The sequence below is a fragment of the Sphingomonas sp. AAP5 genome (genome assembly GCF_004354345.1).
Taxonomy (GTDB): Bacteria; Pseudomonadota; Alphaproteobacteria; order Sphingomonadales; family Sphingomonadaceae; genus Sphingomonas; species Sphingomonas glacialis.
This window is the reverse complement of record NZ_CP037915.1, coordinates 42,110-66,166: the sequence shown is the minus strand read 5'-3', so window position 1 is coordinate 66,166 and position 24,057 is coordinate 42,110. Positions and strand designations below refer to the sequence as shown.

Here is a 24,057-nt window from a genome sequence, read left to right as displayed (position 1 = left end):
ATGAACGGAAAATGGGTGCGAAGCGACGAAGGGTCGCAGCCGGGCGCGATCGCGTTCCTCGGCGTCATCGGCATGTTCGTCAGCGCCGCGATCGGCGCCCTCGCCGTCCTGTGGCGTGCCCACCTCCTCAACGCCCATACCCCGTGGCGCAAGGTGCCGGCCGCGCTGTGGGCGCTGAAGGGCTATCCGATCGTCTATCAGCCGTTCCTGATCGGCTTCGGGATCGGCATTGTCCTGACGGTCGTCATCATCGTCTCGACGCTGTTCACGCGGCAAAAGCTCCACGGCGAGGCGCGCTTCGCGCGAGTCGGCGAGGTCCGCAACGGCAAGATGCTCGCCTCGGCCGGCATCGTGCTGGGCAAGTTCGGCGGCAAGGTGATGCGCTTCGGCGGGCCCGAGCATGTGATGCTCGAAGCCCCGACGCGCGCCGGTAAGGGGGTGGGCGTCATCATCCCGAACCTGCTCGACTGGCTCGATTCTCTCGTCGTGCTCGACATCAAGCAGGAGAATTACGACAACACGGCGGGGTATCGGCTGAAGGTGCTCGGGCAGCAAGTGCTGCTCTTCAACCCGCTCGATCCCACCGGCCGCACCGTGCGTTGGAACCCGCTGAGCTACATCAACCGGTATGATCCGGTGGAGGTCATCAACGAGCTTCAGAAGATCGCGGCGATGCTCTATCCCGATCCGCTCACGGGCGAGAAGTTCTGGGCCGAGGGCGCGCGAACCGCGTTCCTCGGCATCACCGCCTATATCGCGGCGACCGTCGACGATGGGGACGATGCCCTACCCTTCACGCTCGGCGAGGTGTACCGCCAGTTCGCGGCCAGCGACGCCCAGCGGCGTTTCCCGAAGATCATCGCCGATCGTAAGAGGGCCGGAAAGCCCCTGTCGGAAGGGTGCGTCTCGGCGATCAAGGATTATACCGGCTCGTCGGCGAACACGTTCTCCGGATTGCGCCAGTCGGTTACGTCCAAGATCAACGGCTGGCTGAACCCATATGTCGATGCGGCGACCTCAGAGAGCGATTTCGATCTCAGTGACTTTCGGGACAAGCGGATCTCGCTCTATCTCGGCGTGTCGCCGGATGACCTGGAGCGGGTTGCGCCGATCTATGGCCTGCTCTTCCAGCAACTCATCGATCGCAACGTCCGCGAGCTGCCGAAGGGCGACAAGCATCAAATCAAGGTGCTGCTCGCCCTGGACGAGTTCGCGAGCCTCGGCAAATGCACCGTGCTCGCGAACGCGTTCAGCTATGTCGCCGGCTACGGGTTGCGGATGCTGCCAGCGTTCCAGTCGCTCGAACAGATCCAGGGCGTCTATGGAGATAAGGTGGCGGCCGACATCGAACGAAACTGCGCGGTGCGGCTTGTTCTTCGTCCGGCCGGTTTGGCCGAGGCAAAGAAGATTTCGGACCAGCTCGGCAGTTACACGTTCAAGGCGCGCTCGCGCTCGATGGGAACGTGGGGTGGCGGCGGCGGCTCCACCTCGGACTCCGATCAGCGCCGGCCGCTTATGCTCCCTCAGGAAGTCGAGTTGCTGCCGGAGGACGATCTGATCGTTTTCCGGCGAGGCATGTACGCGACCTATGGAAAGAAGGTCCGTTACTATGCCGAGAAAAAGCTCTCGGCGCGGACTAAGATACCGGCCCCGGAGATGCCCCAGATCCGCGTGGACCCAGCCATCGCTGCCAACAGCCTTCGCGTGATCGAGGCCACTCAGGCCCCCGATGACATCATTCCCGCCTGGTCGGCGCCAAGCGCCGTGCCGACGTCGGGATCCGTCGCAACCGACGGAGCAACCGCAACGGGTCGGCGTGGATTGAACCAGGCCGCGATCAGCGCTGCCTTAGCCGTTCCGACAAACGAGCGTGTCGCCAAGCTCTTCGAAGGCGTCCTCATGGTGCGAGGCAGGCCTGCATAACCAATGCGAAGGCCTACTCATCGATTTTTAAAGTGGGAACGAGCGAGGTTGCCTCGAAGGGCGTTAAATGGGACGAAGCGGTCATTCCAGAGTATCACTTTGAACGTCGGCTTTCGGACGGATCAGCCATCCGCGGGGCCTCGGGGATCGGCACAGCAGCGGGCAATCCTGGCCGGTAGCGAACTGTCAGGTTTTGGAGAAGTCGTGCCGAATTGCGGTCGTTGCTCTCATGACGAAAAACGATGCCTTCAAGGTTGTCGCACACTTTCCCAATCCGACAGGGATTGTGGGACACTCGTGCCAATGTGGAAATTTTACGACGCCGCGCTCGCTTTGCGCGCGGTGCGACAAACGTGTGTTTTCCGACAGTCTCAAGACGCTGCGGCAACCTATACCGGCGTCATGACCAAGATACTGGATACGGACAGGAGATCGCAGGGTTCACCTGAACCCTCATTTCTGCACCTGAACGACAGCGCTCGGCATCATCGGGTCGCCTGACGCAATGACGAGGTACCGGCGCATGTCGCCCTTCGCGTCGCTGACGATCTGGCGGAGCGGTCCGAGCGTGTTGACGATCGCGCCGCCAGCCGGATTGGTCATGAACTTTGCCAGAGGCTGGATCACGCCGCCACCATCAGCGCGGGAGGATAGCCCAAGGACATAGGGCATCTTTGGGCTGAGGCCCGCAACCGCCGCCTGCAGGATCTGGACTTGGCCTTGATCGAACAGCGTGACCTGGCTGCGGCCAGTCCCGGCGAGGGTCAGCTGGATCTTCATGCCGGCCTGTGCGAGCGGTATCAGGTTTGCACGGCCTTCGCCTACCGGCACCGCGCCGGGAACATAGGCCACGCCTTGCGGCCCCTGACCGATCGGAATCGTCGCGATGACGGTGTTGCTGGCGGTGTCGATCGCCGCAACAGCGTCGGCGTTCTCCAGCCCGACATAGATCCGCGAGCCGTCGCCCGACGGCCACAGACCGTGCGGCAGCGCGCCGACCGGGATGCTCGCGACCTGCACGAAGTCGGTGGTGCGGAACACCTTCACGACATTCTCGGTGCCGACCGTCACATAGGCGAACTGGCCGGCCTTGGTGCGGGCGATGTTGACGTGGTTGGTGATCGCGCCGGTGTCGAACGTCTTCAGCACTGCGAAGGGTGGCTTGGCGTCGAACACCATGACCTTGCCGACGTCCTTCAGCGTCAGCCAGACCTGCTTGCCGTCGGGCGTCGCGGCGATGTCGGGGCAGAACGGGCTTGCCTGCTTGACGCGACCGACGATCTTCTTCGAGGCGGTGTCGATCACCACGGTCTCGGGTGAGAAGCTCGAACAGACATAGCCGTATTTCCCGTTCGGCGAGAAAATCGTCATGCCGGGGCCGTTGGGGACGGGGATGCGCGTGGTCGGCGCGAAGGTCTTGCCGTCGAGCACCTGGATATAATCCTCGCCGCGCACCGCGACCCAGACTTCGCGACCGTCGGGGCGGAAAAACGCCTCATGCGGCGAGCGCCCGACATAGGTCGTGTGCTTCACGGCATTGGTCGCGGTATCGATGAACGTCACCGAGTTCGAACCGATCGAGATCGCCGCCAGCGTCTTACGATCGGGCGAGAAGCCCATGCCGTGGACAAGCAGCTGCCCCTTGTAGAGCGGGCTGAGGTTGGCGGGGGTCTGGTCGCCGAGCTTGATGACGCCGAGCAGCGTGTTGGTTGATGGGTCGATCACCGACACGGTGTTGGAGAACTGGTCCGACGTGTAGAACCGGTCCTGCGCGCTGACAGGGATGTCGGGGGTCGCATTGGGCACTTGCTGGGCAAACGCAGGGCCTGAAAAGCACAAGGCGGTGCAGGCGGTTAGGGTGAAACGCTTCATGGACGGTCTCCGTGATGGGGGTGACCAGTCGCGGTCGGTCCGGTGTGACGTGGCAACGCGCCGCCTTCGGATAGGATGCCCTGCATCACCGCGATTTCCTGACGCTGTTCGACGATGATCCCTTGCGCAAGCCGGCGCAGGCGTTCGTCCTTGCCGTAACGCAGCTCGATCTCAGCCATGTCGATCGCACCTTGATGATGCGGGATCATCATCCTTGCGAAGTCGCGATCGGGATCGTTTGAATAGCCGGTCATCATCGCGCCGTGCATCCGCGTCATCGCCGCATCCATCGCGGACGCGAAGCCGTCCGTTTGCGCGATAGCAGCGGTCGATACGGACAAGCCTATCGCCATCAGCAAGGTCATGCGTGATCTCATCGTCCTGTCCCTAGTTTTCCTGTTTACGACACGCGAGCGATGATGCCGATAATCGTTGCTAGCACGGCCATGCAGGCCGGGAGAAAGAGCATCTGTATAGCCGCTTCGCGCCCTGTGATCGTGCCCGTCAAGATATCGACCGGGCCCTTGATGAACTCCGAGAACGAACGGAGGGGTTCGCCGGGGGCGGGAGTATCGCTGAGTACGATGCCGCCAGCAATCAGACCGAAATACAGGATCATGAAGACCGACACGACCGTCAGGACGAGCGCCGTAGCTGCATCACGTGCGAAGAAGGTCCAGAAAGTCAGCAACATTGCTGCATACACGCCGACGAGCAAGCCCAACGTGGCAGGATGGACGCCGCGCGATGCGATGCCTGGAGCCGTTCTTTCCAGCTCGTCATAATTGCCTGCATCCGGCACGATTGCGAGATGTCGACGCACAGGCTTAGGAGCAACGAGTGTCTCGGTAGCGAGATCGTAGATCGGCTGTGTTGCCATGAGGAAGTCTCCGCGCGTCTCGATGAATGCCGAGCGTGACAGGATAGATGATTGCGGCGGGGCGGTCGGTCCAACGCATAACCACGGTCATTCCAATCATTTAACAGGAACGGTCGGCAATCTATAATCGCGTTTTCGTATTGAAATCATCGCGACCATGCGTTGGACGCGAGGGACATATCGGTCGATCTAGCGGCATCGGACCGGCACGATCACCCGCCGGGTCCGTGATAAGGATCAAACGATGAAAGCTGCGATCGTTCTGGTTGCCGCGATGTTGGCCTCCGTAGCGCCAGTCCCGGCGATCGCTCAGGCCTATTGGGCTGCACCTGCGGCGGACGACTTTCCCTACGATATCAAGGCGGTTCAGGCACCGTGGTCGAAGGCTGATATCGACCTCAGCCATCATGACCGGATCTATGTGTCTGACCCTACATCGACAAAGATCGTTGTCATCGATCCTGCAGCGGGCAACGAATTGGGACGGATCGACCTCGCCAAAAGCGCGATAGCTGAGCCCAGCTTTTCCAGCCCCAAAGTCCAGCACCTGGCTGCAACGCGTGACGGGCGGACCCTGGCGGTATCGGCATTAGCGCAGCACAGTGTGACGCTCGTAGATCTGGCCACGAACACGGAACGAGGCCGGACCGTGTTCCAGACGTCGCCTACCGCCGTCGCGTTTACGCCCAATGGGCACGAACTCTGGGTTTCGCTCGGCGATGAACATGCCATCGCGGTCGTGGATCCTAAGACAGCGCGGGAGATCACCCGCGTACCAGCAAGTGGCGGAGCGGGCGCGACCATCCTGTCGCCAAACGGACGCTATGCCTTTGTATCGCTTACTGAAAGGCCGTCCATCCTGGTTGTCGACGTCGAGCATCGGCGCGTCGTCGGACACGTTGCCAGCAACGGTGCAGGTGCGGGAGCAATCGCGGTCTCGCCAGATGGCAAACAGATCTGGGCAACACGCCGCGAGAGCGGCACGACCACGGTCTTTGCTGCCAAACCGCCGTTTGCGGTACGCGAAGTGATAAACACTGGTCCAGCAACGGGCGCGGTCAACTTCGCCCAGCGCGCAGACGATTCCTTTGCCTATGTCAGCGTTGGCGGCGATCAACCTGCAATCAAGGTCTATAGAACCGACAGCCTGGAGGCTGTGGCAACCGTCCCGCTACAAGCGGCTCCGAGTGCGGTTTGGCCGTCGGGCGATGGTACGAGGATCTATGCCAGCCTGGCCGGAACCAACAAGGTCGCTGGGATCGACACGCTGACGTACACCACCGTGTCGACGATCCCGATCAGTACGGATGCGCAGAGCCTGATCTACGTTCCTGGTGCCGTAAGATCAGGAAAAGGTCTCGCCAATCTGGTGCCATCCGGGCGCGATGCGGCGCTTGCCCTGGCGGCGCGTTGATCGGTCTCACACCGTCTGTAATCTCCCAACGAAAGCCCTTTCCAAAATGACCAAGCCCCCCGTCAGGATCGCGATCAGCGGTGCCGCAGGACAAATTTGCTATTCGCTGCTCTTCCGGGTCGCGCAGGGTGACGTGTTCGGACCGGACCAGCCCGTTATCCTTCAACTGCTCGACGTGCCGCAGGCGCTGGACGCAGTACGCGGCGTGGTCATGGAACTGGAGGATTGCGCGTTCCCGCTGCTGGCAGATGTGATCATTACTGATGATCCGATGGTGGCTTTCAAGGACATCGATGCGGCCATGCTGGTCGGGTCTCGTCCCCGCTCGAAGGGCATGGAGCGCCGTGATTTGCTCGCTGCCAACGCAGCGATCTTCAAGACGCAGGGCGCAGCGCTGGACGCAGTGGCCAAACGCGACGCCAAGATCCTGGTCGTCGGTAATCCCGCCAACACAAATGCCTGGATCATTGCGCAAAGCGCACCGGGTTTCCCTGCCGAAAACATCACGTCGATGATCCGCCTCGATCACAACCGCGCGCAGGGACAGCTTGCGGCCAAGGCGGGTGTCGGTGTCGATGCGATTACAAAGCTCGTCGTCTGGGGAAACCATTCGCCGACGATGTTTGCCGACTGGGGGAATGCCGAACTCGATGGCCAAAAGCTTGCCGACCGTATTGGAGACGAGGCCTGGTACCGCGAGACCCTGATCCCCACCGTTGCGCAGCGCGGAACCGCGATCATCGAAGCACGGGGTGCGTCCTCGGCCGCGTCGGCAGCAAATGCGGCGATCGACCATCTGCGCGATTGGGTGCACGGCGCAGGCGACAATTGGGTGTCGATGGGCGTGGTGTCAGATGGCTCCTACGGTATCCCGCAAGGGCTGGTGTGCGGCGTGCCGGTGCACTGCAAAAGCGGTGGGTATGCGCGTATCGAAGGACTGATCCTCGATCCATTCCAGCGAACGATGCTTGATCGCACGATTGCCGAACTGGTCGATGAACGTGAGGCGGTTATCGACATTCTGAAATGAACGACCGGTATATCTGATTGGAATGACCGTAATCTTTGGTTGGTGCGATTGATCTCCTTTCCCTATCATTGGGGCAAGGAGATCGGGCATGACCCTGGAACAACTCAGGATTTTCGTCGGTGTCGCTGAGCGCGAGCACATGACGCGCGCGGCCGAAGCGCTCAATGTGACGCAGTCAGCCGCAAGCGCTGCCATCGCCGCGCTGGAAGCCCGGCACGGCGTGCCGCTGTTCCACCGGGTCGGCCGTGGGATCGAACTGTCCGAAGCGGGCCGCATGTTTCTGGTCGACGCACGCGCAGTGCTTGGCCGTGCCGCCAGCGCGGAACTTGCACTGGCCGAATATGCAGGACTGGAGCGCGGCACTCTGCGGCTAGTCGCAAGCCAGACGATCGCGGGCTATTGGCTGCCCCGCCAGCTGGCCGCGTTCCATGCGCGCTACCCCGCGATCTCAATCGAACTGGCGATCGACAACACCGAGGGGGCCGCGGCGCGCGTGCTCGACGGTGCGGTCGAGCTCGGCTTCGTCGAGGGTGTGATCGACGAGCCCGCGCTCGCGCATTGGACGGTCGCGAACGACCGCATGGTGCTGGTAAGCGACCGCGCAGCCGACACGATCGACGAGGACTGGATCCGCGCCGCACGCTGGATCGTCCGCGAGCAGGGATCGGGCACGCGCTCGTCGTTCGAGGAGGTGCTGCGCCAGCGCGGCGTCGATCCGTCGGACCTCACCGTGGCGCTGATGCTACCATCGAACGAGGCGGTACGTAGCGCGGTCGAGGCCGGGGCGGGCGTCGCGGTGCTGTCGCAGCATGTCGTCGCACCTGCAATCGCGGCCGGCACGTTGCACGATCTGCCGCTCGGTCTGCCGCGGCGTCCGTTCTACGCGCTGCGCCATAAAGAGCGGTATCGAACGCGGGCGGCCGATGCGCTGACCGATCTCATCAAGGAGACTGGCAAGTGACCGCCGATCTGAAACCCGTTCTCGATGGCCTGAAGCCCCTCAGCCGGCTCGACTCCCCGCGCGAGATGATCCGGCAGTTCACCCCCAACTGGTTCGCCGCTACGATGGGCACCGGCATTCTCGCGCTCGCCTTGCCGCAGGTGCCGGGCGTCGGCGCATCGCTGCACCCGGTCGGCGAGGCGCTGTGGTACTTCAACATCGCGCTCTTCACGCTGTTCGCCGGGCTCTACACCGCGCGCTGGACGATGTTCGGACACGAGGCGCGGCGGATCTTCGGGCACAACACCGTGTCGATGTTCATCGGCACGATCCCGATGGGGCTGGCGACGATCATCAACGGGTTCCTGGCGTTCGGCCTGCCGCGGTTCGGCGCTGGCGTGATCCCGATCGCCGAGACATTGTGGTGGATCGACGTCGCGATGTCGCTCGCCTGCGGTGTAGCGATCCCCTACCTCATGTTTACTCGGCACGAACATTCGCTCGACGGCATGACCGCGGTGTGGCTGCTGCCGGTGGTCGCGGCGGAGGTCGCAGGTGCGAGCGGCGGCCTGCTCGCCCCGCATCTGGCGGACGCGCATCACCAGTTCGTCGTGCTCGCAACGTCGTATGTGCTCTGGGCTTATTCAGTGCCGGTCGCGTTCGGCATCCTCGCGATCCTGATCCTGCGGATGGCACTGCACAAGCTGCCGCACGAGAGCATGGCCGCCTCGAGCTGGCTCGCGCTCGGTCCGATTGGCACCGGCGCGCTTGGGATGCTGGTGCTCGGCAGCAACGCGCCCGCGATCCTCGCCGCCAACGGCCTGGGGCAGATCGGCGCGGTAGCGCAGGGGATTGGCACGATTGCCGGGCTGCTGCTCTGGGGTTTCGGTCTGTGGTGGCTGGCGCTCGCGACGCTGATCACGATCCGCTACTGGCGCGCGGGCATTCCGTTCAACCTCGGCTGGTGGGGCTATACCTTCCCGCTTGGCGTCTCCACGGTCGCCACCTTCAAGCTCGGCACGACGCTTCAGCTCGGCTTTTTCGGGATCGTCGGCACTGTCCTCACAGTGGCGCTCGCAGCAATGTGGCTGCTGGTCGGCGCTAAGACGGTCGCGGGCGGCTGGCGCGGCAACCTGTTCGTGTCGCCCTGCATTGCCCAAGCCAATTGATGGGCCAAACCGATCGTCCTGCCGGATCGAACCGGCGAATCTGATCGACCCGTACCGGGCAGACCGGCGGACGGGTCGCGCATACAGAACATGACAGAAACGGGAGAATGTTGGTGGACAGCCTGGATATGAAACTGGCGCAGGCGACGAACCGCCGTCGCTTTCTCGCAGAGGCCGCGATCGGCAGCGGCGCGCTGATCGCCGCACCCGCGCTGGCGCAGAGCATGGTCGATCTGCACCTGCCGGGCGGTCCGTCGGAACGGCCGATGACCAGTGCGTTCCCCGGCAAGGGCAACATGATCCTCCAGCGTATCCACCCGCCTTTGCTGGAAACGCCGATGAGCGTGTTCAATGGCGACGTCTTCACGCCAAACGACCAGTTCTTCGTCCGCTGGCACTGGGCTGACATTCCGACCGCGATCGATGTCGAGGCGTTCCGGATCAAGGTGCACGGCGCGGTCACGCGGCCGCTGTCGATCTCGCTCGCGCAACTGCTGAAGTTGCCACGCGTCGAGCTGGCGGCGATCAACCAATGCTCGGGCAATTCGCGTGCGCTGTTCCAGCCGCCCGTTGCCGGTGCGCAGTGGCGTCACGGGGCCATGGGCAACGCCAAATGGCTCGGCGTGCGCCTGCGCGACGTGCTCGACATCGCCGGCGTGAAGCCGGGCGCGGTTGCGGTGCGGTTCGGTGCGCTCGACCAACCGGTGGTCGCGGGTGGACCGGATTTCGCCAAGTCGCTGTCGATCGACCACGCACGCGACGGCGAAGTGATGCTCGCCTTCGGGATGAACGGCGAACAGATGCCGCTCCTCAACGGCTTCCCGGTCCGGCTGATCGTACCCGGCTGGTATTCGACCTATTGGGTCAAGATGCTGAACGACATCGAGGTGCTCGCCGCACCCGACGACGGTTACTGGATGGCCAAGGCGTACAAGATCCCTGACACTCCAGGCGCGAACGTGCGGCCTGGCCAGAAGGATTTCCCGGCCGTGCCCATCAACAAGATGATCCCGCGCAGCTGGGTCACGAGCCTCGACGAAGGGCAGGCAATCGCGTTCGACCGGTCAATCCCGCTGGGCGGCATTGCGATGGGGGGCGATTGCGGCGTCGCCAAGGTCGATGTGTCGACCGACAACGGCAAGACCTGGTACAAGACAGTGCTCGGCCCCGATCACGGCAAATACAGTTTCCGCCGCTGGGACGCGCAGGTGCCGCTCACGCATGCGGGCCCGACCAGGCTGATGTCGCGCTGCTGGAACACCGCCGGCATCGCGCAGCCGATGACGCCGATCTGGAACCCGGGCGGGTTCATGCGCGGCAACATCGAAACCACCAACATCGTCGTCGGCTGAGGAGCGCTCCCCCATGAAAACGCCTTCCATCGGCACGCTGTCGTTCGGGTTCGTCGGCGCGACCGTCGTTCTTCTGCTCGCGATTGGTGCCCCGAACAGCCGCGTCGCCCCGCCGCCTGCCGCCCCGACCGCACCACCGCCGCCAAGCGTCTCGGCGCGCGGCTTCTCGCTGGCGTCCACTTCGGTCGATCTCCCAACCGACGAAGGGCAATATCCCGCCGGCCCGCATGCCGACGTCATCAATGCGAACTGCACCTCGTGTCATTCGGCGAGCATGGCGCTGAACCAGCCGCCACTCTCCGCCGACCAGTGGACCGCGGAGGTCACCAAGATGCGCGAGGTCTACAAAGCCCCCGTCGCCGCAGCCGACGTGCCGGCGATCGTCGCTTATCTGACCGCCATGAGCGCAAAGCAGCCGGGCGCCGCGAAGGGCAAGGCGCAAGACCCCGATCCGAAGGCTGCGCCCGACGTATCGGGGGGATCAGGCTAAGCCCATCAACTCACGACACGCGGTTCTGCGCGCGAAGTGCTGTGCGGTGTGGCCTCTGGGGGAGGGCGTCGACGCCAATCGAAACACTGCTCGCGCCTGCGCGTTCGCAGGTGCGCCACGTGGCACACCTTACGCGATAATCGTCACCCGGCAGGGCCGAGACGCCGGCACGATGGCTCGGTCGGCACGCCCAGCGGGCCGATAGAGCCGTGCCCGCGGGGTCCCGCCCCACTCGTTGGGGACTTCGGAAAAGAGCGTAGGGTGCCGACTGCCTGCCTACTTGGTGCTATAAACGTCTGTACCGGAACCATATAGCTGCTATTCTGGATATATGGAAAACAACACGGCAATTTCAGCGCTCGGCGCGCTCGCACAAGGAACACGCCTCGACGTGTTCCGCCTGTTGGTGCGGCACGAACCGCATGGCTTGGCTGCGGGCAAAATCGCCCGTCAGCTCGACGTACCGCAAAACACAATGTCCGCACACCTCGGCATCCTCGCCCGTGGCGGGCTGGTGCGATCCGAACGTCATAGCCGCTCGATCATCTATCGTGCCGATCTCGACGGCCTGCGCGCGCTAACGCTCTTCCTCGTCAAGGATTGCTGCGCCGGCAACGCGGAGCTGTGCGCCCCGCTGATCGCCGAACTCACCCCCTGCTGCTGAAAGGACGCCCGTGGCCGTCGATATCGTGATCTATCACAACCCCGTGTGCGGCACGTCGCGCAACACGCTCGGCCTGATCCGCAATGCCGGCATCGAACCGCACGTGGTCGAATATCTGAAAACTCCGCCCTCGCGCGCGCTGCTGGTCGAGCTGATCGACCGCGCCGGCATAACGCCCCGCGAGCTGCTGCGCGAAAAGGGTACGCCCTATGCGGAGCTCGGCCTGGGCGACACGTCGCTGTCCGACGACGCGCTGGTGGATGCGATGATGACGCACCCGATCCTCATCAACCGGCCGATAGTCGTCTCACCGCTCGGCGTGAAGCTCTGCCGGCCGTCCGAAGCCGTGCTTGATCTGCTGCCGGGCGATCAGCGCGGCGCGTTCGCGAAGGACGACGGACAACAGGTGGTGGACGCCTCGGGCCAGCGCATCGCCTGATGCTTCTTGCCGTCCTGATCTTCGTCGTCACGATCGTGCTCGTCATCTGGCAGCCCAAGGGGCTCGGAATCGGGTGGAGCGCGATAGGCGGGGCCGTCTTGGCGCTGCTCGCGGGGGTCGTCACGCTGTCCGACGTACCGGTCGTTTGGGGCATCGTCTGGAACGCGACGGCTGCATTCGTCTCGATCATTGTCATAAGCCTGTTGCTCGATGAAGCTGGATCCTTCGAATGGGCGGCGCTGCACGTTGCGCGCTGGGGCAGGGGACATGGGCGCCGGCTCTTCGTCCTAATCGTGCTGCTCGGCGCGGCGGTGTCGGCGTTGTTCGCCAATGATGGTGCGGCGCTGATCCTCACGCCGATCGTCATCGCCATGCTGCGCGCGCTGGGGTTCAAGGACAAGGCGACGCTGGCGTTCGTCATGGCGGCCGGGTTCATCGCCAACACGGCCAGCCTGCCGCTGGTGGTCTCGAACCTCGTCAACATCGTGTCAGCCGACTTCTTCAAGATCGGGTTCGGCACATACACGTCCGTGATGGTGCCGGTCGACCTGGTATCGATCGCCGCCACGCTGGGCGTGCTGCTGCTGTTCTTCCGGCGCGACCTCCCAGAAGACTATGACGTGGGGGCGCTGCGCGCGCCCCGAGAAGCGATCCGCGACGTTGCGACCTTCCGCGCCGGGTGGATCATCCTCGCGCTGCTGCTGGCCGGCTTCTTCCTGCTCGAACCCCTTGGCGTGCCGGTCAGCGCCGTCGCCGCTGCCGGTGCAATCCTCCTGCTGGTGATCGCGGGGCGGGGCAACGTGATCCAGACCGGCAAGGTGCTGCGCGGCGCGCCGTGGCAGGTCGTGATCTTCTCTCTCGGCATGTACCTAGTCGTCTACGGGCTGCGGAACGCCGGCCTGACCGACCATCTGGCGGCGCTTCTCGATCGCACCGCCCAAGGCGGCGTGTGGGGCGCGGCGTTCGGAACAGGCGTGATCGCGGCCGTCCTGTCGTCGGTGATGAACAACATGCCGACAGTGCTGGTGGGCGCGCTGTCGATTGACGCGGCCCATGCCACTGGCGCGGTGAAGGAAGCGATGATCTATGCCAACGTCATCGGCTGCGACCTCGGCCCCAAGCTGACGCCGATCGGCTCGCTCGCACCGCCGAAGAGATGAGTGGCGATCGTGCCGATGAAGACCAACGGTGCCATGCGCAGCGGAACGCCGCCTCCGGGCTCGTGTATCTGCTCGACGATGAGATTATTGCCCGCTTCGACCGAACGGCCGGGAGGTGATAGAGCAACGCGACCGCCGCTCCGCCTAAGGGCAGGAGGTAAAGCAGCCAGGGATAGTCGAACCGCGCCTGTGTCGCGGCGTCGAGGCTCCAAAGGAAAGCCGCGCAGAGTGTTCCCACCAGCGCCGCCATCGGCACGAGGACCAGCGTCCAGCGCAACACCGACAGGGCATGGTCATGGCGATCGCGAAAAAAAGCGGCCAAGTTTAATGCGTTATAGAGATTGCGAAACGTCGCGCGCACAATTCCTCCTTGCTGCCTTGCGGCGCCCGGTAGGAATCATCGGCCCTTGCGAGGGCGGTTCGGCCAACATAGCCAGGCGGAAATCCATCGCCTTCGGCCACTATATGTCGCCGCGGTGCGGCAACGTCAATCCGATGTAGAAATGAAACTGTATGGTTGCCGGATGACAGGCCCGAAACGGCAGGATAACTGACGGACCGATGCTGTTGCTCGCAGCCATCCGATTGCTGTGGCCGGCGGAGCAGGCGAAGAGCCGCCGCCCAAGGGCGGCGAGGTCACGCCGCTGTTCTTCATCGGCGCGGCGCTGGGTCATGCGCTCGCCGGCCCGATCGGTGTCCCCGTCGACCTCTTTGCCGCGCTCGGTTTCGTGGCGGTTTTCGCGGGCGCGGCCAATACGCCGCTGGCCTGCACGATCATGGGCGTCGAGCTGTTCGGCGCCGAGACCGCAGTGCCGGTCGCGGTCGCCTGTTTCGTCGCTTACGCCTGCTCCGGGCATAACGGGGACCGGTGAGAGGATGTTCGAAAACGTACGCTAAGCGTCGCGGCCGGTCTGGTGAAGGCGGAGCGGCCTGAATCGCTCGCGGGGCTTGTCCATCTCGCTCCAAAGATAATCGCCGGTAAGACCGATATGCTCCCAGCCCAATGGCGCGACGTGGGCAAGCAGTTTGTCCGGCACCTCGGCACCGCTGCCGCGCAGATGCCGGACGGCACGGTCGAGATAGACGGTGTTCCAAAGGGTGACGGCTGCGGTGAGAAGGGTTAGCCCCGAGGCACGATGGCGCTGGTTCTCGAATGTGCGGTCGCGCAATTCGCCGAGGCGGTTGAAGAAGATGGCGCGGGCTAGCGCGTTGCGGGCCTCGCCCTTGTTGAGGATGCTGCCGGTACGACGCCGCTGCTCGGGATCGTCGAACCAGTCGAGCATGAATAGGGTGCGCTCAACCCGCCCGATCTCGCGCAATGCGCGGGCCACTGGGTTTTGACGCGGAAAACCCGCCAGCTTGCGGAGCATGACCGAGGCGCTGACGGTGCCGGCGCGGATCGAGGCGGCAAGCCGCAACGTCTCGTCCCAATTCTCTTCGATCGCGCGGACGTTGACCGGGCCGGTGACGAGCGGGCGTAGTGTCGGCCAGGGATCGAGCGGTGAGAGGCCGTACAGCCGGCGCTCGTTGAGGTCGCGGATCCGCGGTGCGAAGCGGAAGCCGAGCAAATGGCACAGGCCGAAGATATGATCGACAGCCCCGGCGGTATCGGTCGCATGTTCGCGGATGACCAGCTCGCTCTCATGATCAAGCAGGCCGTCGAGGACATGCGCGGCTTCGCCGGCATTGGCGGCAATGACCTTGGTGTGAAAGGGCGTGAAGCGGTCGGTGATATGGGTGTAGAACAGCACGCCGGGATCAGTGCCATAGCGGGCGTTGCGATCGGCGCGGGCCTCGCCCTGACCGCCGGCGCGGAAGAACTGCCCGTCCGACGACGATGTGTCGCCTGGCCCCCAGACCTGGGCGAGCGGGTGCGCGGTATGGCAGTCGACGATCGCCGCCAGCGCCGACAGATAGGTTTCGTCGCGCACATGCCATTCCGCCGTCCAGCGCAGGCGGGACAGGGTCAGCCCACGCGAGCTTTCCGCCATCCGGCTCAGCCCGAGATTGGTCGCATCAGCGAGGACAGCACCCATCAGCGCGGACTGGTCGGAGGCCGGATCGCCACTACGTGCATGGACGAAACGGTCGGCGAAGCCCGACCATGCGGCGACCTCCACCAGCAGGTCGGTGATCCGCACACGCGGCAGCATCGCGTAGAGCCGGGCCTTCAGCGCCTCGGCATCGTCGGACGGCGTTCGTCGGATCCGCGAAATCAGCAACTGCCCGCGCTCGATCGTCACATCGATCAGTTCACCCGTCGCAGCTGCGCGTTCCACCTCGGTCATGCGCCGGGTCAGCAGAGTGCGGCGCTCATCATACCATTCGGCGAAACCGGACGGTACGGCCAGCCGCAGGTTGCCATCGGCTCGCATCGTGTCGAACGCAGAGGTTGGCAGCAGGTAATCGTCCAGCGTGCGATAGGCGCGACTGCCGTCTACCCAGATGCTGCCGGAGCCGAGCCGTTCGCGCAGGTGGACGATCACTGCGATCTCATAGGCGCGGCGGTCGATCGTCCCTTCGGTTGGCTGCACGACCTTGCGCCAGCGCGGCTTGATGAAGCTGATCGGCAGTCGCTTCGGCAGGACCGAGCGGCCGTCACGGTACATCGTTCGCAGCGCCTCGATCGCGCTGAGCAGCGGATCACCCGACCGCGCCGTGCGGAAGGTGAAGGCGGCGAGGAATGTTGGGGCGAACCGCCGCACGGCGGGATAGCGCTCGATCACTTCCGCCAAGCCGTCGTCGGCCGACCGGGTGAGATCCTCGGCGAAGCGGATGCTGCGTTCGAGTTGGTCCCATCCCACCTGGTCCTCGATGCGGCGGATCGCATCGCGCCCGGTCGCGCGGGCATCGACCAGCAGGCGACCGAGCCGAGCATGGAAGCGGGCGGTGTCCTTCAGCAGCCGCGCCTGCCCGAGCAACCGGTCGGAGCGGGTGCGATCGGCGCGGCGGAACAGCGCGCCCACCATTTTCTCGACCATGACCAGTGCCGCGTCGGTCAGCGCTGCCTCCATCTCGATCATAGCCGCAACGAGCATGGCGAGCCGGGGCGGACGTTCGAGACGGCGCAGATGCTGTGCCGTGACGATGCCAGCGGTCCGTGCGATAACGGCATAGCGAGCGGCATGGATGCGCCGCGCCCGATCGGCTGGGATCCCGATGCCGCGCACCGTGTCGAGCCGCTCGACGATGCCTTTCAGGTTCGACGCCGATGGTGATTCCGACCATTCGCGTATCCATCCAAGCCGGGTGCGACCATTGTCGTCCGATGCGATCAGGCGTTCGAGCGCTACTTCCTGATCGGCCGGGCAGTCGCGGATCAGTCCAGCATGCGCGGCCTTGCGTGCCTGCGCCCGTACGATGAGGGCGAGCCGTTCCAGCGTCGATGCTGCGGGCAGCACGATCTGGTCGAGCCGCAGGCGATCGACCATGCCAGCGACGATTGCATCGCCACGATCGGTCGAGGTGGCGATCTCCGATCCCAGCGCCAGCATCGATCGCACTTCTGCTCGGTCGAAGGCATGCAGACCGAGATACGCTTCAACCTCGGCGCGATGCTCGCGCAGCGTCGTCGCGCGCGCAGAATAGTCGGCGAAGTCCTTGGTACGGCAACCGATCTGGTCGGCGAGCAGCGCCAGCATGGCGGCAGGCACCGCTTCACTCGGCAGCAGGCTTCGTCCCGGGTGGCGCAGGTAGCAGAGCTGCACCGCATATCCGAGCCGGTTCGCCCCGCGCCGGCGACGCGCGATCTGTCCAAGGTCATCGGGACCGAGGGTGTAGAGCCGTTCGATCGTTGCCCGATCGGCAGGCGGATCGAAGATCGCGCTGCGCTGGGCGGGGGACAATATGGTTCTGGACGGCATCGGCTTCCTGTTCGTCACGCAACAGGAAAGCGACCCTGTTCACGGAGCGTAGACCACAAGACGGGTTATGTGACATTATAGCGATCGATCGACGGGCAATGCCGCTCCGTCACGCAGACGGACGTATATGTGACGCAGATCGGTTACGCGCGGGTGTCCAAGGCGGACGGCAGCCAGGTCCACGACCTTCAGCGCGATGCGCTGATCGCGGCCGGCGTCGATCCCGAGCATATCTATGAGGACAGCGCATCGGGCCGGCTCGACAAGCGGCCAGGTCTCGATGCCTGCCTGAAGGCGCTGCGCCGCGACGACACGCTCGTCATCTGGAAACTCGACCGGCTCGGTCGCGATCTGCGCCACCTCGTCAACACGGTCGGCGACCTGACGAAGCGCGGCATCGGCCTCAAGGTGCTGGCGGGCGAAGGCGCGTCGATCGACACCACCACCGCCAACGGCCGCCTGATCTTCGCGATCTTCGCCGGCCTTGCCGAGTTCGAGCGTGAATTGATCGTCGAACGCACCCGCGCCGGTCTGAAATCGGCGCGAGCGAGGGGTCGGCATGGCGGTCGCCCGTTCAAGATGACGACCGCCAAGTTGCGCCTCGCCCAGGCGGCGATGGGCAAGCCGGAGACGAAAGTCGCCGAACTGTGCGCCGAACTCGGCATTACCCGCCAGACCCTCTACCGACACGTCACACCCAAGGGTGAGATCAGGCCGGACGGCGAAAAGCTGTTGGCGCGAAAGGCTCGACCGGTGTGATCATATCAGTCATCCCGAAGCAGGGCAGCGATGGCATCCGGCTGCTCGGTCGGCACGTGATGCGCGGCACCGTCAACTATGGTGTGACGCCCACGGCCAACGGACACCGCAATTTCCTGACCCAGTTCGGGAGGTGTCGCTTGGTCCGACTCGCCGGAAACCACCTCCACCGGCATCTTAATCCGATCAAGTAGCGGTCGAACATCGCCGCGATCGAGAACCGCTGCATCAAGCGCCAGCGCGAGCGATGCGGGATCATGCGACGCCATCACCTCGCGTTCGCTCGTGGCTTCGGCGGGGTGTGCCTTCACCCACCCCGGCGCGGTCGTCATGCGCTGAACATCGCTCAATACGTCGTTTCATGATCCGGTATCCAGCAAAGCCCCGCGACGCGCTCGCCACGCATCAATCCTTTCGGGGTACTCGGGACGCGCGCTGGTATTCACCAGAACAAGACGTTTGACGGCATCCGGATGCCGACCAGCGAGGCGTAAGGCTATCATGCCGCCTTGGCTATGACCGACGATTGTAGCTGGCGCGGCTCCGTTTTCCACGATCCAAAGCGCCAGATCATCGGCGATACCGTCCAGATCGAGACCATTAAGCCAGGGGCTGACGCCGTGGCCTGGCATGTCGAAAGCGACGCACCTGTGGCCTTCTCCCAATCTGTCGATTACCGGGGCCCAAAATTGGCGGTTCAGGAACAGCCCGTGCAGGAAAATGATGGTGCGCCCGCAGCCGCTGTCATCCCAACCGTAAAGCACCTCGTTGAGACGAGCTTGCCGGGCAATTGCGTCGCTATGCCGAGCCATGGCGATCAGCAGCGAATCTTCGAATATCTGGTAACGAGCAATCCGACCGCCACGGATCGTAAAGCGGATGGCGTAATCGCTGTCCACTATGGCATCGGTCGGTTGGACGCGGTGCCGGAACCGGCCTAGCGCGATCACGTCGGCACCCTCCCCGATCAGGCGATCGACGGAGAAAGCTAACGGTCGAAAGCCGGTCGGGAAGCGTCAAGCCAGCGGCGCACCGCGTCACGCCCCTGAATGATTCCTACAGTGACGACTGCCGGGTCGCCATCGACGTGCCAGATCGCATCAGGGTGGATGCAATCGAGAGCAGTGCCGATGTCGCCTGCCCCGAAGGCGGCAAAGTATCGTTCGATCAGAGCGACGTTCTCACCCATGGCGAGCCTCCAGAACCGTACGCAATGCCGCAACGCCGTTCAAGGCAGCGGGAAAGCCGGCGTACAACGCCATCTGGGTGATGACTTCGACGATTTCCTCCTGCGAGGCCCCGACATTGAGCGCACCGTGCGAATGCACCTCGAGTTGCGGGCGGGCGTTGCCAAGAGCGACCAGGGCCGCGACGGTCGCCAGTTCGCGGGTTCTGAGGTCGATGCCGGGGCGGCTGTATACGTCGCCGAAGCCGAACTCGATAATGTAGCGGCCAAGGTCAGGCGCGATGTCGGCGAGCGACGCGATAACCGTCTGTCCGGCTTCCCCATCGACCTCTGCCAATCGAGCCTGGCCACGTTCAAATCGTGATTGCTCCATGAGCGATCTCCTTCGCCGGACGATATCGCGTCTAACACCGCCTTCAGGAATGGAAGTAGAAGGAAACTGGTTTTCCAATTATGGATCATTGATGGATTGGAACGATGTACGCTACTTCGTGGCGACTTACCGGGCAGGTAGCCTGACCGGTGCTGCAAGGATGCTTGGGGTCAGCATCCAGACGGTCGGCCGGCGAATTGACGCCCTTGAAGCAGCGATCGGGTCGACACTCTTTGTTCGACACTCGGGCGGCTATACGGCGACCCCAGACGCCGAAGCGCTTATGTCGGAAGCAGGGCGCGTGGAGGAGGCCGTGGCCGGCTTCCGCGCCCGTGCGAACGGGAGGGCAGAAGCAATCAGTGGGGTCGTGCGCCTCGCGGCCCCAGAGACGATCACGACCCACCTGCTGCTGCCGGCGCTGCGAGCCATCCTCTCGCAATACACGGAACTGGAACTCGAAATCATTACCGGCATAGCTCCGGTCGGTATCGCCCGTGGCGAAGCCGACCTCGCATTACGTCTCGTGCCCCCCGATCATGGCGCACTGACGGTTCGCAAGGCCGGAATGATGTGCCATGGCCTTTACGCTGGTGTCGGCCCAGTTCCGGATCTCGCGTCGGCGCGGCTCGTCGGGTGGACTGACGATCATGATCTCCCGGCCTCACGCTGGCTTCATCGCCTCACCGGACGATCGGCGGATATTCGCTTCAATCATCTGGAAGCTCACCGTGCCGCCATTGTTGCGGGCCTTGGTATCGGCATTCTGCCCTGTTTCCTGAGCTCGGGCCTTTTACGCTTGCCTTCCACGCTGCTGATGGAAGAGCCGCTGTGGCTAGTGGGCCATGCCGCTGCCGAAATGTCGAAGCGGGTGCGTGTCGTTTATGATGAGATTGCCGTCATCATTGCCGCAAACGCCGGCCGCCTGACTGGCCGTGGTGAAAACCCGGAGGCGTCGTACGTCAACGATGTGCCTTAGCGTACGTTTTTGAACATCCTCTCACCGGTCCCCAATTCAATATCGACGGCAGTGCCCGAACGGCTGTCCACATAGGTTGGCAGCCCGATCTGACGCATGCCGGAGAACCGCTTCAACTCGTCGACGAAACCAATACAGGCGCTTCCGCAGCCATAATCCGTAAGAACGTAAACCTTGGCGCGGACCGGGTTGACCGGTGCCCTCCCGTTGTTGGGGAAAGGAATAGGCGTCGACTGGAAAATCTGCCGGCCGGACGCAATCGCCTGCTTCTGAAGGCGGTCGTTGGCGGTATCATTGATCTCATATGGCGGGTCGGCCGGTTCCCCTAAGTTACCTGCCTCCGATGCACCGTCCCGGTCAAGCTTTACGTAGGCTGGTGACAGGCGATAGACTGCGCGGATGTGCAATCGCTCAGTGGCATAATGATCGGCATATTCCTGGCCATATAGCCCTCGCAGGTACGCCATGAACCAGTTGTAGGGGCCGCCGCCGTTGCCCCGTACGTCCCTTTTGGTTCGAAGAGCAGGCGCAGCATCGATCGCTGCGTGGAACGCCTTGACCTGCGCGGCATCGTTGGGCTGGAAGTATCCGAGCTTCACCCACGCTCCGTGGCTGCCGACCAGCCGTGTGCTGACCTCTGGCACGCGCTCGCCGCGCCACGAGCGCTGGATCGGATTGATGTCCTTCATCGGTGCCGGCGTCCAGTCCAGTGTCACGGGGCGGCCGCCGATGGTGCATCGCACCGGCCGCGGGCGCAGCGGACTACCGCGATCGACGAAGAGCCGCAGCGCCGCCTCGTTCCTGGCGACCTCCACCGTGTCGGGTAGCCCGACTTCGAGCCGCGCAATAGTCGCATTCGACCACGGTCGAAGCCTGACCGGTTCCGCGTCTGTCCAAAGCTGGCCCTCCGCTGCTGCCGTTCGGTATGACGGGAACCCGGTTTTCGTCATTAATATGCAGCGCTCAGGTGGTTTGCGCCACCTGAGCGGGCCTGCTGGCGCTTAGCGTATATCTGGGTCCGTTCTATGTTCTGACCCCGTTTTGCCGTAGCTTTCGAACTTACGCCGCTCACCTACCGGCGTTATCTCATGCCGATTGGGCATCAAAGTTAAGCGAAACGGTCTTTTGTGGGATGAGGTGAATAATTTAGAACGAAATTGAGGAGAGCGGAAAATGGCTGGAGACTTCAGCATTGAGGCAGTGGAAACCGTCATCGTCGATGTACCAACGGTCCGGCCGCACGTGCTTGCCATGGCGACGATGAACACGCAGGCGATGGTGATCGTACGCATCCGTTGCTCCGATGGCATCGAGGGCATCGGCGAAGGCACCACGATCGGCGGGCTCAGCTATGGCGATGAGAGCCCAGAGGGCATCAAACTCACAATCGACACCTATATCACCCCCATCCTGCGGACCTGTGATCCGCGTCATCCTGCTATGGCGATGGCGCTCGTGTCGCGCCACGTAGTCGGCAATCACTTCGCCAAGAACGCCGTGGAAACAGCGTTGCTCGACGCGATGGGTAAGCGCGTGGGGCTGCCACTCAGCGAGTTACTCGGTGGTCGCGTGCGTTCGCGCCTTCCTGTTTTGTGGACGCTGGCGAGCGGCGATACCGCGTCGGACATCGCTGAAGCGCACGGGATGATGGATGCCGGACGTCATAATGCGTTCAAACTCAAGATCGGCAAGCGCAGTCTTGAAGAAGACGTAGCTCATGTCGGCGCGATCAAGTCCTCCGTCGGCGGACGCGCCAGCGTGCGCGTCGACGTCAACCAGGCATGGGACGAAGCGACTGCCAAACGCGGTGTTGGGATGCTCGCCGATGTCGGCGTCGATCTCGTGGAGCAGCCCATAGCCCGCGCCAATCGGGCCGGCATGGCGCGTCTAACGCAGCTCTCGCGGATCCCGATCATGGTGGACGAGGCATTGCGGGGACCAGAGGACGCATTCGATTTTGCTGCAAAAGCGGCTGCCGACGTGTTCGCCGTAAAGGTCGCACAAGCCGGTGGCCCGTCCGCCGGGCGGGCAGTCGGAGCGATCGCCGATGCCGCCGGCATCGCTCTCTACGGTGGCACGATGCTCGAAGGACCGGTTGGTACGGCCGTATCCGCCCACCTGTTTGCTACCTTCCCGCGCCTTTCATTCGGCACCGAGCTCTTCGGTCCGCTACTTCTGACACAGGAGCTGCTCGCAACGCCGCTCGAATACGGCAACTTCACGCTGGTGGTTCCAACCGGGCCTGGTCTCGGCATCGAGCTTGATGAGGAAGTCGTCGCGGCGCACCGCCGCGATCGGCCGGCAAAGACGATGACGTTCCCCAAAGCCGTGGCGGGCTGAGCCATGCTGTTTCACGTCACGATGGACGTCCGCATCCCGCAGGACGCGGACCAGGCCAAGATCGACGATCTCAAGGCCAGGGAAAAGGCTCGCTGCCAGGAACTCATGGAGTTGGGCATCTGGAGGCACATCTGGCGGGTCGTGGGCCAGTATAAGAACGTGAGCGTCTTCGACGTCGAAGACAATGCGGGGCTTCACGAGATCCTGATGGGTCTCCCGCTGTTCCCGTACATGCTCATCGAGGTGACGGCGCTCTGTCGCCATCCGTCCTCGTCCAGGGAAAACGATCGCTGATCAACAATAAGACGACTTTAGGAGAGTGAGATGAGAGAAGATTTTGTGCAGACAGCGGAGGTGCAGCGACTTCTGGACCGTGCCAGCGGCAAAACGGTCGATGGCGGTGATGATCGGCTCAAGGCGATCACCCGGGATGTGGTTGAGGCTCTCATGTCGACCATCGTCAAATACGATGTCAGCGAAAGCGAATTCTGGGGCGCCATCAAGTATCTCCAGGATGGCGCAGGCGAGCTCGGCCTCATCGTCCCCGGGCTTGGCCTGGAGCATTTCATGGACCTCTACATGGACGCCAAGGACGCCGAGGCCGGCTATTCGGGGGGCACGCCGCGCACCATCGAGGGGCCACTATACGTCGAAAACGCGCCGTTGGTCGAAGGTGACGTCAATCTGAGCGACGATCCGGATGATACCGACACGCTCTATATGACCGGCAGGATCGCAGGCTCGGAAGGGGAAGCGCCCGTCAACGCGATCCTGCACGTCTGGCACGCGAATTCACATGGTTTCTACTCGCACTTCGATCCGACCGGCGAGCAGACCCCGTTCAACAATCGCCGACGGATCAAGATCGGATCGGACGGACGTTACGCATTCCACTCCAAGATGCCCAACGGCTACGCGGTTCCGCCGGACGGCGCTACCGACCGGCTGCTGAAGGCGATCGGTCGCCACGGCAATCGGCCGGCGCACGTTCATTTCTTCGTCGAGGCACCCGGCTACCGCGCGCTCACGACGCAGATCAACTTCGGCGATGATCCATTCGCGAACGACGATTTCGCTTTCGCCACGCGTGAAGGGCTTCTCCCCGTCCCGCAGCGCCAGGGCGACACCGCCTATGTCGCGTTCGACTTCAAGATCCAGCTCGCAGCTTCGCAGGGCGACCAGGTGTTTTCGGAACGCGCTCGCGCCACCGTTGCCGCCTGAATACGG

The 24,057-nt window shown here is 63.6% G+C and carries 24 protein-coding genes, 2 pseudogenes and 1 riboswitch; of the genes and pseudogenes, 16 read left to right on the top strand and 10 right to left on the bottom strand.

Going from position 1 to position 24,057, the window contains the following annotated elements; all coding sequences use genetic code 11:
• Entirely contained in the window at positions 1-1,923 is a 1,923-nt protein-coding gene (locus tag E2E30_RS20040) for a type IV secretory system conjugative DNA transfer family protein (RefSeq protein ID WP_133192425.1), read from the top strand.
• Positions 1,924-2,376: 453 nt separating this feature from the next.
• On the opposite strand, the gene E2E30_RS20035 is transcribed toward E2E30_RS20040, so the two are convergent.
• From E2E30_RS20035 to E2E30_RS20025, 3 genes are read right to left on the bottom strand one after another with little or no spacing between them, the layout of a single operon-like run.
• Entirely contained in the window at positions 2,377-3,795 is a 1,419-nt protein-coding gene (locus E2E30_RS20035; protein ID WP_037535052.1) for a YncE family protein, read from the bottom strand.
• Complete coding sequence (copM, locus tag E2E30_RS20030) at positions 3,792-4,172, bottom strand: CopM family metallochaperone (RefSeq protein WP_051211422.1); 381 nt, start codon at positions 4,170-4,172, stop codon at positions 3,792-3,794. Before copM ends, E2E30_RS20035 begins: the two co-directional genes overlap by 4 nt.
• Before the next feature lie 23 nt (positions 4,173-4,195).
• Entirely contained in the window at positions 4,196-4,675 is a 480-nt protein-coding gene (locus tag E2E30_RS20025) for a hypothetical protein (protein WP_043150680.1), read from the bottom strand.
• Between the two features lie 244 nt (positions 4,676-4,919).
• Here E2E30_RS20025 and E2E30_RS20020 point away from each other — a divergent pair, with 244 nt between their 5' ends.
• The 9 genes from E2E30_RS20020 (at position 4,920) to E2E30_RS19980 (ending at position 13,333) form a co-directional block, all read left to right on the top strand.
• On the top strand, positions 4,920-6,089 hold the full coding sequence (locus tag E2E30_RS20020; protein ID WP_051583499.1) for a YncE family protein: 1,170 nt from the start codon (positions 4,920-4,922) through the stop codon (positions 6,087-6,089).
• 46 nt (positions 6,090-6,135) lie between these two features.
• Positions 6,136-7,119, top strand: coding sequence for a malate dehydrogenase (locus E2E30_RS20015; protein ID WP_133192424.1), 984 nt, complete (start codon positions 6,136-6,138; stop codon positions 7,117-7,119).
• Positions 7,120-7,207: 88 nt separating this feature from the next.
• Complete coding sequence (locus E2E30_RS20010; RefSeq protein WP_019054677.1) at positions 7,208-8,080, top strand: LysR family transcriptional regulator; 873 nt, start codon at positions 7,208-7,210, stop codon at positions 8,078-8,080.
• A 65-nt stretch (positions 8,081-8,145) separates the two neighbouring features.
• Complete coding sequence (locus E2E30_RS20005; protein WP_231958561.1) at positions 8,146-9,228, top strand: TDT family transporter; 1,083 nt, start codon at positions 8,146-8,148, stop codon at positions 9,226-9,228.
• A 107-nt stretch (positions 9,229-9,335) separates the two neighbouring features.
• Positions 9,336-10,580 carry a molybdopterin-dependent oxidoreductase gene (locus tag E2E30_RS20000; RefSeq protein ID WP_019054679.1) on the top strand — a complete coding sequence of 415 codons (1,245 nt, stop codon included), beginning with the start codon at positions 9,336-9,338 and terminating at the stop codon, positions 10,578-10,580.
• Positions 10,581-10,593: 13 nt separating this feature from the next.
• Positions 10,594-11,070 (top strand): hypothetical protein, encoded by a 477-nt coding sequence (locus E2E30_RS19995; protein WP_037535047.1) that lies wholly within the window; start codon positions 10,594-10,596, stop codon positions 11,068-11,070.
• Between the two features lie 331 nt (positions 11,071-11,401).
• Positions 11,402-11,734, top strand: a complete 333-nt coding sequence (locus tag E2E30_RS19990; protein WP_037535046.1) for an ArsR/SmtB family transcription factor — start codon at positions 11,402-11,404, stop codon at positions 11,732-11,734.
• Between the two features lie 10 nt (positions 11,735-11,744).
• A complete protein-coding gene (gene arsC / locus E2E30_RS19985; protein WP_133192423.1) occupies positions 11,745-12,173 on the top strand; it encodes an arsenate reductase (glutaredoxin) in 429 nt (142 codons plus the stop codon).
• Positions 12,173-13,333, top strand: coding sequence for an arsenic transporter (locus E2E30_RS19980; protein WP_272482955.1), 1,161 nt, complete (start codon positions 12,173-12,175; stop codon positions 13,331-13,333). The genes arsC and E2E30_RS19980 overlap by 1 nt, the downstream gene beginning before the upstream one ends.
• Here the strand turns inward: E2E30_RS19980 and E2E30_RS21115 are convergent.
• Positions 13,288-13,694: pseudogene (locus tag E2E30_RS21115) on the bottom strand (voltage-gated chloride channel protein); the annotation flags it as partial. The gene E2E30_RS19980 and the pseudogene E2E30_RS21115 overlap by 46 nt on opposite strands.
• A 23-nt stretch (positions 13,695-13,717) precedes the next feature.
• Positions 13,718-13,795: riboswitch (Fluoride riboswitch) on the bottom strand.
• 161 nt (positions 13,796-13,956) lie between these two features.
• Here E2E30_RS21115 and E2E30_RS19970 point away from each other — a divergent pair.
• Positions 13,957-14,196: pseudogene (locus E2E30_RS19970) on the top strand (chloride channel protein); the annotation flags it as partial.
• A gap of 30 nt (positions 14,197-14,226) precedes the next feature.
• On the opposite strand, the gene E2E30_RS19965 reads toward E2E30_RS19970, so the two are convergent.
• Entirely contained in the window at positions 14,227-17,196 is a 2,970-nt protein-coding gene (locus tag E2E30_RS19965) for a Tn3 family transposase (RefSeq protein WP_133192422.1), read from the bottom strand.
• A 129-nt stretch (positions 17,197-17,325) separates the two neighbouring features.
• On the opposite strand from E2E30_RS19965, the gene E2E30_RS19960 reads away from it, so the two are divergent.
• Positions 17,326-17,955 (top strand): recombinase family protein, encoded by a 630-nt coding sequence (locus tag E2E30_RS19960; RefSeq protein WP_133192421.1) that lies wholly within the window; start codon positions 17,326-17,328, stop codon positions 17,953-17,955.
• 5 nt (positions 17,956-17,960) lie between these two features.
• Here E2E30_RS19960 and E2E30_RS19955 read toward each other — a convergent pair whose 3' ends face one another.
• From E2E30_RS19955 to E2E30_RS19940, 4 genes are all read right to left on the bottom strand, one after another.
• Entirely contained in the window at positions 17,961-18,305 is a 345-nt protein-coding gene (locus tag E2E30_RS19955) for an alpha/beta hydrolase (protein ID WP_165954606.1), read from the bottom strand.
• A 9-nt stretch (positions 18,306-18,314) separates the two neighbouring features.
• Entirely contained in the window at positions 18,315-18,854 is a 540-nt protein-coding gene (locus tag E2E30_RS19950; protein ID WP_133192419.1) for an alpha/beta fold hydrolase, read from the bottom strand.
• Positions 18,855-18,943: 89 nt separating this feature from the next.
• On the bottom strand, positions 18,944-19,144 hold the full coding sequence (locus E2E30_RS19945; RefSeq protein WP_133192418.1) for a nuclear transport factor 2 family protein: 201 nt from the start codon (positions 19,142-19,144) through the stop codon (positions 18,944-18,946).
• Positions 19,137-19,514 carry a carboxymuconolactone decarboxylase family protein gene (locus E2E30_RS19940; RefSeq protein ID WP_133192417.1) on the bottom strand — a complete coding sequence of 126 codons (378 nt, stop codon included), beginning with the start codon at positions 19,512-19,514 and terminating at the stop codon, positions 19,137-19,139. The genes E2E30_RS19945 and E2E30_RS19940 overlap by 8 nt, the downstream gene beginning before the upstream one ends.
• On the opposite strand from E2E30_RS19940, the gene E2E30_RS19935 reads away from it, so the two are divergent.
• Positions 19,513-20,490 (top strand): LysR family transcriptional regulator, encoded by a 978-nt coding sequence (locus E2E30_RS19935; RefSeq protein ID WP_240699157.1) that lies wholly within the window; start codon positions 19,513-19,515, stop codon positions 20,488-20,490. The two genes, E2E30_RS19940 and E2E30_RS19935, sit on opposite strands and share 2 nt — an antisense overlap.
• On the opposite strand, the gene E2E30_RS19930 is transcribed toward E2E30_RS19935, so the two are convergent.
• The gene (locus E2E30_RS19930) at positions 20,487-21,440 is read right to left on the bottom strand and encodes a hypothetical protein (RefSeq protein WP_165954605.1); all 954 of its coding nucleotides are present in this window, start codon (positions 21,438-21,440) and stop codon (positions 20,487-20,489) included. The genes E2E30_RS19935 and E2E30_RS19930 overlap by 4 nt on opposite strands.
• Positions 21,441-21,663: 223 nt before the next feature.
• Here E2E30_RS19930 and E2E30_RS19925 point away from each other — a divergent pair, with 223 nt between their 5' ends.
• The 3 genes from E2E30_RS19925 to E2E30_RS19915 are packed head-to-tail and all read left to right on the top strand — an operon-like array spanning position 21,664 to position 24,051.
• Positions 21,664-22,830 (top strand): muconate/chloromuconate family cycloisomerase, encoded by a 1,167-nt coding sequence (locus E2E30_RS19925; RefSeq protein ID WP_133192415.1) that lies wholly within the window; start codon positions 21,664-21,666, stop codon positions 22,828-22,830.
• A gap of 3 nt (positions 22,831-22,833) precedes the next feature.
• Entirely contained in the window at positions 22,834-23,124 is a 291-nt protein-coding gene (gene catC, locus E2E30_RS19920; protein ID WP_133192414.1) for a muconolactone Delta-isomerase, read from the top strand.
• A gap of 30 nt (positions 23,125-23,154) precedes the next feature.
• Positions 23,155-24,051 (top strand): dioxygenase family protein, encoded by an 897-nt coding sequence (locus E2E30_RS19915; RefSeq protein ID WP_133192413.1) that lies wholly within the window; start codon positions 23,155-23,157, stop codon positions 24,049-24,051.
• The last annotated feature ends 6 nt before the right edge of the window (positions 24,052-24,057 follow it).